Raw genomic sequence first — 13,671 nt, 5'->3', positions numbered from 1 at the left:
ACGGAGCCACCGTCCGGATCCATCCCGGCCGCCGGACGGCCCGTGTCCCTCTGGGAGCAATCCCTACCCCTCAGACTCCCCGCGTATCACCGCGAGCACGCCGTCCAGGTCATCGGGTTTCACAAGAACGTCACGAGCTTTGGACCCCTCGCTCGGTCCCACGATGCTGCGCGACTCCATGAGGTCCATGAGCCGGCCGGCCTTGGCGAAGCCGACGCGCAGCTTGCGCTGGAGCATGGACGTGGACCCGAACTGCGTGGAGACCACCAGTTCGGCGGCCTGGCACAGCAGGTCGAGGTCGTCGCCGATGTCCTCGTCGATCTCCTTCTTCTGTTTGGTGCCGACGGTGACGTCGTCCCGGAAGACGGGCGCCATCTGGTCCTTGCAGTGCTGGACGACGGCGGCGACCTCGTCCTCGGTCACGAACGCGCCCTGCATACGGGTCGGCTTGTTCGCTCCCATCGGCAGGAACAGCCCGTCGCCCTTGCCGATCAGTTTCTCGGCACCCGGCTGGTCGAGGATGACCCGGGAGTCGGCGAGCGAGGAGGTGGCGAAGGCGAGCCGGGAGGGCACGTTCGCCTTGATCAGGCCGGTGACGACGTCGACCGACGGGCGCTGCGTGGCGAGCACCAGATGGATACCGGCCGCGCGCGCGAGCTGCGTGATGCGCACGATCGCGTCCTCGACGTCGCGCGGCGCGACCATCATCAGGTCGGCCAGCTCGTCGACGATCACCAGCAGGTACGGGTACGGCTGGAGCTCCCGCTCGCTGCCCTCCGGCGGCTTGGCCTTCCCCTCGCGCACGGCGCGGTTGAAGTCGTCGATGTGCCGGTAGCCGTAGGCCGCCAGGTCGTCGTAGCGCAGGTCCATCTCGCGCACGACCCACTGGAGCGCCTCGGCGGCCCGCTTGGGGTTGGTGATGATCGGCGTGATCAGGTGCGGGATGCCCTCGTAGGCGGTCAGCTCCACCCGCTTGGGGTCGACCAGGATCATCCGGACGTCCTCGGGGGTCGCCCGCATCATGACCGAGGTGATCAGGCAGTTGATGCAGGACGACTTGCCGGAGCCGGTGGCGCCGGCGACCAGCATGTGCGGCATCTTCGCCAGCGAGTGCATGACGTAGCCGCCCTCGACGTCCTTGCCGAAGGCGACCAGCATCGGGTCGTCGTCCTCCGCGGACTCCGCGAGGCGCAGTACGTCGCCGAGGTTGACCATCTCCCGGTCGGTGTTGGGGATCTCGATGCCGACCGCGGACTTGCCGGGGATCGGGCTGATGATCCGTACGTCGGGGCTGGCCACGGCGTACGCGATGTTCTTGGTCAGTGCGGTGATCCGCTCGACCTTCACGGCGGGGCCGAGCTCGACCTCGTAGCGGGTGACCGTCGGGCCGCGGGTGAAGCCGGTGACGGCCGCGTCGACCTTGAACTCGGTGAAGACGGTGGTGAGCGAGGCGACGATCGCGTCGTTGGCGGCGCTGCGCGCCTTGCCTGGGCCGCCGCGGGTGAGCAGGTCGAGGGAGGGCAGCGCGTAGGTGATGTCGCCGGAGAGCTGGAGCTGCTCGGCGCGCGACGGCAGGTCCCTGGGCTGCTCGGGTGCCGCCTTGGTGAGGTCGGGGACCGGGCCGGACCTGAGCTTCTCCTGCTTGGGCCGCCCGGCCGGGGCCGGGACGGGCGGCGCGGCCTGCTCCGGAGCCGGCGCGGGGGACGGAACGGGCGTCGGCGTCGTGTCCTCGCGGTCGCCCACGCTGACGCCCTGGGTGAGGTCGGCGACGATCCGCGAGGGCGGCATACCGTGCAGGACCGCGCCGTCGAGGTCGGCCGCGGCCGCCGCGGCGATGTCCACGGCGTCCATGTGCCGGTCCATGGCGGGCTGCGGCACCGCCGAGCGCCTGGGGCGGCTCCGGCGCTTGGCGAGCGCCTCCTGCTCGGCGCCGTCGGGGTCGTAGGCCTCGGGGGCGCTCCGGCGCCTTCGGGGGCGCGCGGGCAGCGACTCGCGCCACTGGTCCTCGTACCGATGGTCGTCGTCGGTGAACTCGTCGAACCCGTCGTCGACGGGGCCGGGCAGGAGCCCCAGGCGTACGCCGAGCGCGCGCAGCCGCTGCGGGATGGCGTTGACCGGGGTGGCGGTGACCACGAGCAGCCCGAAGATCGTCAGCAGCACGAGCAGCGGTACGGCCAGGACGTCGGTCATGGCGTAGGTCAGCGGCGTCGCCGCGCCCCAGCCGATGAGGCCGCCGGCGTCCCTTATCGCCTGCATGCCGTCGCTGCGGGCGGGCGAGCCGCAGGCGATGTGGACTTGGCCGAGCACGCCGATGACGAGCGCGGACAGACCGATGACGATCCGGCCGTTGGCCTCCGGCTTCTCGGGGTGCCGGATGAACCGCACGGCGATGACCGCGAGCAGTATCGGCACCAGCAGGTCGAGGCGGCCGAAGGCGCCGGTCACCAGGATCTCCACGAGGTCCCCGACGGGGCCACGCAGGTCCGCCCAGGTGCCGGCGGCGACGATCAGCGCGATTCCGAGCAGCAGCAGGGCGACGCCGTCCTTGCGGTGGGCCGGGTCGAGGTTCCTCGCGCCCTGTCCTATGCCGCGGAAGACGGCACCGACGGCGTGCGCCAGGCCCAGCCAGAGGGCGCGCACCAGCCGGTAGACGCCCCCGGTGGGGCTGGGGGCGGGTTTGGGCGCGGGCGCGGCCTTCCTCGCCGCGGCCTTCTTGGCGGGCGCCTTCTTCGCCGGGGCCTTCTTCGCGGCGGCCTTCTTCGCCGGAGCCTTCGCCGCAGCGGCCGCCTTCTTGGCGGGCTGCTTCTTGGCTGCGGAGGGACGTGAGGCCATGGAGGTGAGATTACCGGTGCAGAGGACGGCGGACACGCGTGCCCGGCGCTTCACCCGTTCGTGTCGTCCTTGGGAGTGCGCGGAGCTGACGCCCGCTCATACACAAGTACGGCCGCCGCGGGCGTCAGTTCTGCGACGGCATCGACGCGCCGCCGCCCGTGCCCGGCTCCAGGGCGTCCAGTGCGCGGCGCAACCCCGTGAGTTTGCGTTCGAGATGGGCCGCGGTGGCCACCGCGGCCGCGTCCGCCGACTCGTCGTCAAGCTGCTTGGACAGGGCCTCGGCCTGCTCCTCGACCGCCGCGAGCCGGGCGGACAGCTCGGCGAGGAGTCCCGCCGACTCCTTGCCACCGCCGACCGCGCCCTTGCCGTTGCCGCCCTCCAACTGGAGCCGCAGCAGCGCCGCCTGCTCCCGCAGCTGGCAGTTCTTCATGTACAGCTCGACGAAGACGGAGACCTTCGCACGCAGCACCCAGGGGTCGAACGGTTTGGAGATGTAGTCCACCGCGCCCGCCGCGTAGCCCCGGAAGGTGTGGTGCGGGCCGTGGTTGATGGCGGTGAGGAAGATGATCGGGATGTCCCGGGTCCGTTCCCGCCGCTTGATGTGCGCCGCGGTTTCGAAACCGTCCATTCCCGGCATCTGGACGTCCAGCAGAATGACCGCGAAATCGTCCGTGAGTAGTGCTTTGAGCGCTTCCTCCCCGGAGGATGCCCGCACCAGTGTCTGATCGAGCGCAGAGAGGATGGCCTCCAGCGCCAGCAGATTCTCCGGCCGGTCATCGACCAGGAGGATCTTGGCCTTCTGCACCATGGCCCGCCCTCCTCGCCCCGGCGGTACACCGGGCGCCGCCCCAGGGGACGACTCCCTTTCGCCGCCCGTCCTTGTGCCGGTCATGGTAGCCGCACCCCGCCTGTCGCCACACCCTGTCACCGCGATGTCACTGTGCACATAGCAGAAACGCGGCGAGAGACCAGAAGGTTCCCCGATTCCCGCACTTCCACACCTCCGCGGCCACCCTGCGTCAACAACTTCGCACACGCATCGCTGCTTCCCGGCACCTTCACCCGACTTTCACCCGGGCCCGCCGACACGGTCACTCAGCGCTCATGCGTCGCTCATGCGTCGCTCATGCGAGGCTCACCCGGCGCTCACACCGCGCGCATCCACTGCTTCATCACCGCCAGCAGGTGATCGGGGTCGACCGGCTTCGTCACATAGTCGGAAGCGCCCGACTCGATCGCCTTCTCCCGGTCGCCCTTCATCGCCTTGGCGGTCAGCGCCACGATCGGCAGCCCGGCGAACTGAGGCATCCGGCGGATCGCCGTGGTGGTCGCGTACCCGTCCATCTCGGGCATCATGATGTCCATCAGCACGACCGCCACGTCGTCGTGCTGCTCCAGGACCTCGATGCCCTCGCGGCCGTTCTCCGCGTACAGCACGGACAGGCCGTGCTGCTCCAGGACGCTGGTGAGCGCGAAGACGTTGCGGATGTCGTCGTCGACGATCAGCACCTTCTCCCCGCCGAACCGCACCGGCTGGTGCGACGGGTGCGCCGGCTCCTGCTGCTCGGCGGCCGGCCAGTGTTCGGCGCGCTGCTCGTTCGGCGGAGCTCCCCGGCGACGGCGCCGGAAGAGCGCGGCGGCGCCGTTCTGGGTCTCCTGGTACGACTTCACCTCGGCGGGCGTCTCGATCTCCACGGGGGACAGCTCGGTGGAGTGGGCCTCCGAGGCGGCGACCAGGTCACCCGCCTCCAGCGCGGGCAGGGACTGCTGGTAGCCCTGCGGCGGCAGTTCACTGGGGTGCAGCGGCAAATACAGCGTGAACGTCGAGCCGCGCCCCGGCTCGCTCTGCGCGTGGATCTCACCGCCGAGCAGCTGGGCGATCTCCCTCGAGATCGACAGCCCGAGGCCCGTACCGCCGTACTTGCGGCTGGTGGTGCCGTCCGCCTGCTTGAACGCCTCGAAGATCACCCGCATCTTGCTGGCGGCGATGCCGATGCCGGTGTCGGTCACGGAGAACGCGATCAGCGGCGCGCCCGCGTCGGTCAGCGACCCGGCCTCCAGCAGCTGCTCCCGGATGCGCACCGGCACGTCCGATCCGGCCGGCCGGATCACCAGCTCGACCGAGCCGGAGTCGGTGAACTTCACCGCGTTGGACAGCAGGTTCCGCAGCACCTGGAGCAGCCGCTGCTCGTCCGTGTGCAGCGTGGCGGGCAGCTCCGGCGAGACCCGCACGGACAGGTCGAGGCCCTTCTCGGCGGTCAGCGGCCGGAAGGTGGCCTCCACGTAGTCCACGAGCTGGACCAGCGCGATACGCGTCGGGGAGACGTCCATCTTGCCCGCCTCGACCTTCGACAGGTCGAGGATGTCGTTGATCAGCTGGAGCAGGTCGGAACCCGCCCCGTGGATCGTCTCGGCGAACTCGACCTGCTTCGGGGAGAGGTTGCCCTCGGCGTTGTCGGCGAGCAGCTTCGCCAGGATCAGCAACGAGTTCAGCGGCGTGCGCAGCTCGTGCGACATGTTGGCCAGGAACTCGCTCTTGTAGCGCATGGAGACCGCGAGCTGCTCGGCACGCTCCTCCAGGACCTGCCGCGCCTCCTCGATCTCGGTGTTCTTCACCTCGATGTCGCGGTTCTGCTGGGCCAGCAGCTCGGCCTTCTCCTCCAGTTCGGCGTTGGAGGCCTGGAGCGCCTTCTGCCGCTGTTCCAATTCCTCCGACCGCAGCCTGAGTTGCTCGGTCAGCTCCTGCGACTGCCGCAGCAGCACCTCCGTCTTGGTGTTGACGGAGATGGTGTTGACGCTGGTCGCGATCATTTCGGCGATCTGGTTGAGGAAGTCCTTCTGGATCTGCGTGAACGGCGTGAAGGACGCCAGCTCGATGACGCCGAGGACCGTGTTCTCGAACAGCACCGGGAGCACGACCACCTGTGCGGGCGGGGCCTCACCGAGCCCCGAGGAGATCTTCAGGTAGCCGCTGGGGGCGTTCTCCACGATGATCGTGCGCCGCTCCTGGGCGGCCGTTCCGATCAGCGCCTCACCCGGCCGGAACGACGTCGGCATGGAGCCCATCGAGTAACCGTACGAACCGAGCATCCGCAGCTCGTACGCGTCCTCGCTCTCGGCGCTCATGTCCTTGCCGTCGACGAGCGGCATCGCCAGGAAGAACGCGCCGTGTTGCGCGGAGACCACCGGTGTCAGCTCGCTCATGATCAGCGAGGCCACGTCCTCCAGGTCGCGGCGGCCCTGCATCAGCGCGGAGATACGGGCCAGGTTGCCCTTGAGCCAGTCCTGCTCCTTGTTGGCGATCGTGGTGTCGCGCAGGTTGGCGATCATCTTGTTGATGTAGTCCTGAAGCTCCTGGATCTCGCCGGAGGCGTCGACGTCGATCTTCAGGTTCAGGTCACCGCGGGTCACCGCGGTCGCCACGCGCGCGATGGCACGCACCTGCCGGGTCAGGTTCCCGGCCATCTCGTTCACGGACTCCGTCAGGTCCCGCCAGGTGCCGTCGACGTCACGCACACGCGCCTGACCGCCGAGCTGGCCCTCGGTGCCCACCTCGCGGGCCACCCGGGTGACCTCCTCGGCGAAGCTGGACAGCTGGTCAACCATGGTGTTGATCGTCGTCTTGAGCTCAAGGATCTCACCGCGGGCGTCAATGTCGATCTTCTTCGTCAAGTCACCCTTGGCGATGGCCGTGGTGACCATGGCGATGTTGCGCACCTGACCGGTCAGGTTGGACGCCATCCCGTTCACCGACTCGGTCAGGTCCTTCCACGTACCGGCCACACCCGGCACGCGCGCCTGGCCGCCGAGGATGCCGTCCGTGCCCACCTCGCGGGCCACCTTGGTGACCTGGTCGGCGAACGAGCTCAGCGTCTTGACCATCGTGTTGATCGTGTCGGCGAGCTGCGCCACCTCGCCGCTCGCCTCGATCGTGACCTGCCGGGTCAGGTCGCCGTTGGCGACCGCGGCCGACACCTGGGAGATGTTCCGCACCTGCATGGTCAGGTTGTTGGCCATCAGGTTGACGTTGTCGCTGAGGTCCTTCCAGATGCCCGTGACCCCCGGCACCCGCGCCTGCCCGCCCAGAATGCCCTCCGTACCCACTTCGCGGGCCACCCGGGTCACCTGCTCGGCGAAGCTGGACAGCTGGTCGACCATCGTGTTGACCGTCGTGACGAGCTCGAGGATCTCGCCCTTGGCGTCAACAGTGATCTTCTTCGACAGGTCGCCCTTGGCGACCGCCGTGGTGACCTCGGCGATGTTGCGGACCTGGATGGTCAGGTTGTTCGCCATGAAGTTCACGGACTGCGTGAGGTCCTTCCAGGTTCCCGCGACCCCCTGGACCTCCGCCTGACCACCGAGCATGCCCTCGGTGCCCACCTCGCGCGCGACGCGCGTGACCTCCTGGGCGAACGACGACAGCTGGTCGACCATCGTGTTCAGGGTGTTCTTCAGCTCGAGGATCTCCCCGCGCGCGTCCACGGTGATCTTCTGCGACAGGTCACCCCGGGCCACCGCGGTCGCGACCTGCGCGATGTTGCGCACCTGGGCGGTGAGGTTGCCGGCCATGCCGTTCACCGAGTCGGTCAGATCACGCCACACACCGGCCACGCCGGGCACCTGTGCCTGACCGCCGAGGCGGCCGTCCGTACCGACCTCGCGGGCCACCTTCGTGACCTGGTCGGCGAAGGCGGAGAGCTGGTCGACCATCGTGTTGATGGTGTTCTTCAGCTCGAGGATCTCCCCGCGCGCGTCGACGTCGATCTTCTGCGACAGGTCACCCCGGGCCACCGCCGTCGTCACCTGGGCGATCTGCCGCACCTGCGAGGTGAGGTTGCCGGCCATGAAGTTGACGGAGTCCGTCAACTCCTTCCACGTACCGGAGACGCCGTCCACACGCGCCTGACCGCCCAGGCGGCCCTCCGTGCCCACGTCCCGCGCCATCCGCGTCACCTGGTCGGCGAAGCTCGACAGCTGGTCCACCATCGTGTTGACGGTGTTCTTCAGCTGGAGCATCTCACCGGAGACGTCCACCGTGACCTTCTGGGACAGGTCACCGTTGGCCACCGCCGTCGTCACCTGGGCGATGTTGCGCACCTGACCGGTGAGGTTGCGGAACGCCGTGTTGACGGAGTCCGTCAGGTCCTTCCACGTACCGGCCGCCCCCGGCACCTGCGCCTGACCGCCCAGCTCACCCTCGACACCCACCTCCCGCGCCACGCGGGTGACCTCGGCACCGAACGCCGACAGCTGGTCGACCATCCCGTTGACGGTGTTCTTCAGCTCCAGCATCTCGCCGGCCACGTCCACGGTGACCTTCTGCGAGAGGTCACCGCTGGCCACCGCCGTCGTCACCGCGGCGATGTCCCTCACCTGTGTGGTCAGATTCCGGAACACGGTGTTGACGGAGTCAGTCAGGTCCTTCCAGGTGCCCGCCGCGCCCGGCACGTTCGCCTGCCCGCCGAGCTGCCCCTCGGCGCCGACCTCGTTGGCCACCCGGGTGACCTCGTCGGCGAAGATCCGCAGCGTCTCGGTCATCTGGTTGATGGTCTCGGCGAGCTGCGCGACCTCGCCACGCGCCGGAACGGTCACCTTCTGCGACAGGTCACCGTTGGCCACGGCCGTGGTGACCTGGGAGATCCCGCGCACCTGGGCGGTGAGGTTGCCCGCCATGGTGTTGACGGAGTCGGTGAGCTCCTTCCACACCCCGGCGACCCCGGGCACCTGCGCCTGCCCGCCCAGGATGCCCTCCGTGCCGACCTCGCGGGCGACACGGGTCACCTCGGAGGAGAACGAGGACAGCTGTTCCACCATCGTGTTGACGGTGTTCTTCAGCTCCAGCATCTCACCGGCCACATGCACGGTGACCTTGCGTGACAGGTCACCCCGCGCGACCGCCGTGGTCACCAGCGCGATGTCACGCACCTGGGCGGTGAGCCGGTTCGCCATGGTGTTGACGGACTCCGTCAGGTCCTTCCACGAACCCGACATGCCGCGCACCCGGGCCTGACCGCCCAGCTTGCCCTCGGTGCCCACCTCGCTGGCCACGCGCGTGACCTCGTCGGTGAACGTCGACAGCTGGTCGACCAGGTTGTTGACGGTCCGCCCGACCTTCAGGAACTCGCCCCGCAGCGGATGCCCGGTCCCGTCCTGCGCCTGCGTCCTGAGCTCCATGCGCGGCGACAGATCGCCCTCCGCCACCGCGGACAGCACCCGGCCGACCTCGGAGACCGGCCGCACGAGATCGTCGACGAGCGCGTTCGAGGCGTCGATGGCCGACGCCCAGGACCCCTCGCAGGCGCCGGTCTCCAGCCGTTCCGTGAGTTTTCCCTCACGTCCGACCACACGCCGCACTCGCGACAGTTCACCCGTGAGGTGCAGATTCCGGTCGGCCACCTCGTTGAACACGGCCGCGATCTCCGACATCACGCCGTCCCCGGACACCGTGAGCCGCTTGCGGAAATTACCGTCCCGCATGGCCACCAGAGCCACCAGCAGCCGGTCCAGGGCGGCGGTGTCCACCTGGGTGGTCCCGCCCCGCCGCCTGCTCTGGGACGGTCCGCCCTTCGCGCGCGTGTTCGTGCTCCGCGTCGCTGCGCCAGACTCCACTGTGTCCCTCCCGCAGGGATCGACCGTTACTGCTGTGCTCGGGTACTTCTGTTCGGCTACCGGTTACTCGTGCGTATTTCTGCCAGAAGAGATCCGCTCGCACCAGGGGCTGCTGCCCTCCGTACACGGAACGCACTCAGCCTGACCGGACCTTCACCAGAAGCTTGCCCAGTGTTTCACCCCTGCCGAACCAGGCCATAACAGTTCGGCAGCTTCGCACATCGTCCGCACACTCTGGGGGCGTAATCACCGCCGACCGGCATCCTCACGGACCGCGAAGGTAAGTAACCTTGCATGCGGCTGTCCAGCCGCACCGGTCCGTCCGGCCTGGGCGGTGGCACGAGAACGAGCGGGCATCGGAGGGGCGGCCGCAGACCATGACCACCGGACTGATCCCGGGGGGACAGCCCCCGGACCCCCGGGCGACGGGCACGCGGATGCCGCATCAGCGCCGCGAGCCGGACGGCACCGGATCCCTGCACGTCGACAACCGGTCGAGGAGTTCTGTGATCACCGCGCGCGCGGCCGCCAGCTTCGAGCCCGTCGGACGATCGGTCGCGACCGCCCGATCGTTCGTCCGTGACAGCCTCCAGGGCTGGGGTTTCGCCGACATCGTGGACGACGCGGTGGTCCTCACCAGCGAACTGGTCACCAACGCGGTCGTCCACGCGGGTACCGCCGCCGACGTCCTGTGCCTGCGCACCGAGGACGGCGTGCGCATCGAGGTCGCCGACCGGTATCCCGAGCGCGAGGTGCCCCTCCAGGGCTCGGCCGCCACCATGGGCAGCCCCGACCGCGAGGGCGGCCGCGGACTCCAGCTGTGCGCGGCCCTGGCCGCCCGCTGGGGCGTGGACTACACGCCCACCCACAAGAACGTCTGGTTCCAACTCGACCTGCCCGAACGCCCGGTCGGCACCCGCGCCGCCGGACCGCCCCTGCCCGCCGACCTCCTCCCGCTGGCCGACGGCCGGGTCCGCGTCGCGGTCGTCCAGATCGACCGCAAGGGCTCCATCTCGGCCTGGAACGAGGACGCCGAGGAACTCTTCGGCCACACCGCCGGCCAGGTCACCGGCAGGCCCCTGACCGACTTCGCGGCCTGGCCGCACACCCCGGGCACCGGCACCGGAATCGCCGAGGCACTCCAGCTCTCCCGCTGGGAGGGCAGCTACGGCATCCGCGGCGCCGACGGCCGGGTGACCCCGGTGTACGCCTCCCACCTCCGGGTCCGCGACACCGCCGGGGAGCCCTCCACGGTCTGCCTCCTGGTACGGGACCATGAACGCGCCGTCCTCCAGACACCGATGCGCCTGACGTCCTCCGACCCGGCCCCGGCCGCCGACGGCCAGAACACCGACCCCTTCGAGGTGTTCATCGGCTCCCCGGCGCCGGACGACCTCGACGGCCTCCTCCAGCGCACCGTCGAACGCGCCCGCGACATGCTCGACGGAGACGCGGCCTTCCTGCTGCTCGCGACCGACGACGAGACGGAGCTGGAGGTCCGCGCCTCCACCGGCCTGCCCTCCGCCCGCCAGCGCTTCGCCCGCGTACCCGTCGAGGCGGGCCCCGGCCGCTACGGCTCGGCCCGCATGCCCGCCGTCCACGACGACCTCACCGCGGTCCCCGGCGCCGTACCCCTCCTCAACGACACGGGCATGCGCTCGGTCGTCACCGTGCCGCTGAAGGTCGAGGGCCGCCTCACCGGGTCCCTCGGCGTCGCGGCGGAGGCCCCGGGCAGATACTCCAACGAGGAGGCGCTGCGCCTCCAGTTCGCCGCCGACCGGATCGCCCTGGCCGTAGAGTCGGCCCGCCTGGGCGAGCTCGAACGCCTGCGCCGCGGTTCGCTCAGCTTCCTCGTCGAGGCCTCCGACCTGCTCGCCGGCACCCTCGACCGCGACCAGACCCTCGCCCTGATGGCGCAGATGACGGTGCCGACCCTCGCCACCTGGTGCGCCGTCTACACCATCGCCGACCAGGCCTCCGAGCCGTACCTGTCGTACGTGCTGCACGAGGACGAGGAGCTCATCGACGGCATCAAGTCCCTGCTGTCGAAGGTCCCCCCGCCCGACCCGGTACCGACGCCGGGCGCCCGCGTCTGGTCGGCCCCCGGCGAGGTGGCCCACCAGGCGGCGCTGCGCTCCTCGATGCGCAGCCTCGGCCTGACCGGCGGGCCCACCTATCCGGTGTCCTCGGGCATCGGACCCACGCTCGCCACGGCCTACGCCGTCGGCGGCGAGACGGTCGTCCTGCCTCTCGTCGCCCGCAACCGTGTGATCGGCATGCTGACGCTGGGCAAACCCACCGACGAGCACTTCCGCCAGGAGATCCTGGAACTGGCCGAGGACCTGTCCCGCAGGGCCGCCCTGGCCCTGGACAACGCCCGCCTGTACTCGGAGCGCACGGCCATCAGCCAGGCCCTCCAGCGCAGCCTCCTGCCCCCCGGACAGCCACAGATCAACGGCGTCGAGGTCGAGGTCATCTACCGCGCGGCCGGCGAGGGCAACGAGGTCGGCGGCGACTTCTACGACGTCTTCCCGATCAGCGACGGCGCGTACGGCTTCGCCATCGGGGACGTCTGCGGTACGGGCCCGAACGCCGCCGCGGTCACCGGCCTGGCCCGGCACGCGCTGCGCCTGCTGGCACGCGAGGGGCTGAGTGGCCCCGCGGTCCTCGAACGCCTGAACTCCGCCATCCTCGACGAGGGCGCCCGCAGCCGCTTCCTGACGCTGCTGTACGGCGAGTTGCGGCCGCGGGAGGACGGCAGCGCCGAGCTCAAGGTGGTGTGCGCCGGCCACCCGCTCCCCCTGCGCCTGCGCCAGGACGGCACTGTGGAGGCGGCGGCCGAGCCCCAGCCGCTCCTCGGCGTCATCGAGGAGCTGGAGCTGTACGAGGAGACGGTCGTCCTGGACCCGGGGGACGTCCTGCTGTGTGTCACGGACGGCGTCACGGAGCGCCGTGAGGGCACCCGCATGCTGGGCGACGACGGCCTCGCGGAGGTCCTCACGACCTGCACGGGCCTCACGGCGGGCGCGGTGGCCGCCAGGATCATGCGCGCGGTGGAGCGCTTCGCGTCCGACGCCCCGTCCGACGACATGGCCATCCTGGCGATGCGCGTACCGGGTATCCAGCCGGAGTAGGAAACGAAAAAGACCCCGCCCGAATGGGCGGGGTCTTTCTCAGATCCTTCTGCTGGAGCCCCCAAACGGAATCGAACCGTTGACCTTCTCCTTACCATGGAGACGCTCTGCCGACTGAGCTATAGGGGCCTGTCGCCTTTGAGGTTTCCCTCGCGGCAACGGAATAGATCATACCCCGAACAGACCCGGGTTCCCAAACTCGTTCAGCGCACGCTCACCACCCACTCAGAAAGCTGGCTGGAGCAGCCCTCCGAGGGCATTGCACGCGGACACGATCCGCTGCATCTCCCGCCTCGTCAGCGACGCGTCCACGGGCAGCGCGAGCGTCTCGTCCGCCGCCCGCTCGGTCTCCGGCAGGGCCACGCAGCGCCGGAACTCCGGCAGCCGGTGCACCGGCGTCTTGACGGGCACCCGGCACTCGATCCCCTTGGCCCGTATCGCCCTGGCGAAGGCATCCCGGTCCGGCCGCCCGTTGCCCGGCACCCGCACCACGTACTGCTGGTAGGTGTGTCCGTCACCGCCGTCGGGCGTACGCACGCCCCTGAGCTTGGCGTCGAGATAGGCCGCCCGCTCCCTGCGCTGGGCGACCTCGTCGTACGGCGCCTCGGACTCACCCTGCTCCAGCACCAGCAGTCCGTTCCGCTGACCGACCGCGTGCAACCGGGCGATGTCCGCCCGGCGTCCGAAGCGGTGCACGGCAACGACCGCCGCGGTACGAGGAGTTACGGCGGCCTCGACGGCCTCGGCGTCGAGGCAGTACGTCGCCGGATCTATGTCGGCGAACACCGGAAGCGCACCGGCCAGGGTCACGGCCTCGGCGACCTCCACGTTCCCGAAGGCCGGCACGACGACCTCGTCACCGACTCCGACGCCGGCGGCCCTGAGCATTGCAGCAGTACCCATGACATGGATGCTGGTTGCGGAACGTGAACTTCAAGTAACGCATAACAAAAAAGGGTTGGTCCCCGAACCGAAGTTCGGGGACCAACCCATCAATATTTGTTCGGCGGTGTCCTACTCTCCCACAGGGTCCCCCCTGCAGTACCATCGGCGCTGTGAGGCTTAGCTTCCGGGTTCGGAATGTAACCGGGCGTTT

At 69.7% G+C, this 13,671-nt stretch carries 5 protein-coding genes, 1 tRNA gene and 1 rRNA gene; 1 reads left to right on the top strand and 6 read right to left on the bottom strand.

The genetic code is table 11. The annotated features are described in order from the left end of the window. Positions 1-63: 63 nt before the first annotated feature. From ACFY01_RS10450 to ACFY01_RS10440, 3 genes are all read right to left on the bottom strand, one after another. Positions 64-2,832 (bottom strand): DNA translocase FtsK, encoded by a 2,769-nt coding sequence (locus ACFY01_RS10450; RefSeq protein WP_390735288.1) that lies wholly within the window; start codon positions 2,830-2,832, stop codon positions 64-66. 124 nt (positions 2,833-2,956) lie between these two features. Next, positions 2,957-3,640: a response regulator gene (locus ACFY01_RS10445; RefSeq protein ID WP_132850775.1), complete on the bottom strand. Its 684-nt coding sequence runs from the start codon at positions 3,638-3,640 to the stop codon at positions 2,957-2,959. A 338-nt stretch (positions 3,641-3,978) separates the two neighbouring features. Beyond that, positions 3,979-9,441 carry a HAMP domain-containing protein gene (locus tag ACFY01_RS10440; protein WP_390735287.1) on the bottom strand — a complete coding sequence of 1,821 codons (5,463 nt, stop codon included), beginning with the start codon at positions 9,439-9,441 and terminating at the stop codon, positions 3,979-3,981. Positions 9,442-9,818: 377 nt separating this feature from the next. Here ACFY01_RS10440 and ACFY01_RS10435 point away from each other — a divergent pair, with 377 nt between their 5' ends. Beyond that, a complete protein-coding gene (locus tag ACFY01_RS10435; protein WP_390735286.1) occupies positions 9,819-12,575 on the top strand; it encodes a SpoIIE family protein phosphatase in 2,757 nt (918 codons plus the stop codon). A gap of 53 nt (positions 12,576-12,628) precedes the next feature. Here ACFY01_RS10435 and ACFY01_RS10430 read toward each other — a convergent pair. The 3 genes from ACFY01_RS10430 to rrf form a co-directional block, all read right to left on the bottom strand. Continuing rightward, positions 12,629-12,704, bottom strand: a tRNA-Thr gene (locus ACFY01_RS10430). 96 nt (positions 12,705-12,800) lie between these two features. Continuing rightward, a complete protein-coding gene (locus tag ACFY01_RS10425) occupies positions 12,801-13,463 on the bottom strand; it encodes a DegT/DnrJ/EryC1/StrS family aminotransferase (RefSeq protein WP_390735744.1) in 663 nt (220 codons plus the stop codon). A gap of 113 nt (positions 13,464-13,576) precedes the next feature. Further along, positions 13,577-13,671, bottom strand: a 5S ribosomal RNA gene (rrf, locus tag ACFY01_RS10420); the annotation flags it as partial.

This window comes from Streptomyces sp. NPDC001480, from assembly GCF_042894725.1.
Taxonomy (GTDB): Bacteria; Actinomycetota; Actinomycetes; order Streptomycetales; family Streptomycetaceae; genus Streptomyces.
The sequence above is the reverse complement of the archived record's forward strand: the minus strand, read 5'-3'. Positions and strand labels throughout refer to the sequence as shown.

Coding starts and splice junctions, on each gene's coding strand:
- ACFY01_RS10450 (WP_390735288.1), bottom strand. CDS start 2,832: ATGGCCTCACGTCCCTCCGCAGCCAAGAAGCAGCCCGCCAAGAAGGCG.
- ACFY01_RS10425 (WP_390735744.1), bottom strand. CDS start 13,463: ATGCTCAGGGCCGCCGGCGTCGGAGTCGGTGACGAGGTCGTCGTGCCG.
- ACFY01_RS10435 (WP_390735286.1), top strand. CDS start 9,819: ATGACCACCGGACTGATCCCGGGGGGACAGCCCCCGGACCCCCGGGCG.
- ACFY01_RS10445 (WP_132850775.1), bottom strand. CDS start 3,640: ATGGTGCAGAAGGCCAAGATCCTCCTGGTCGATGACCGGCCGGAGAAT.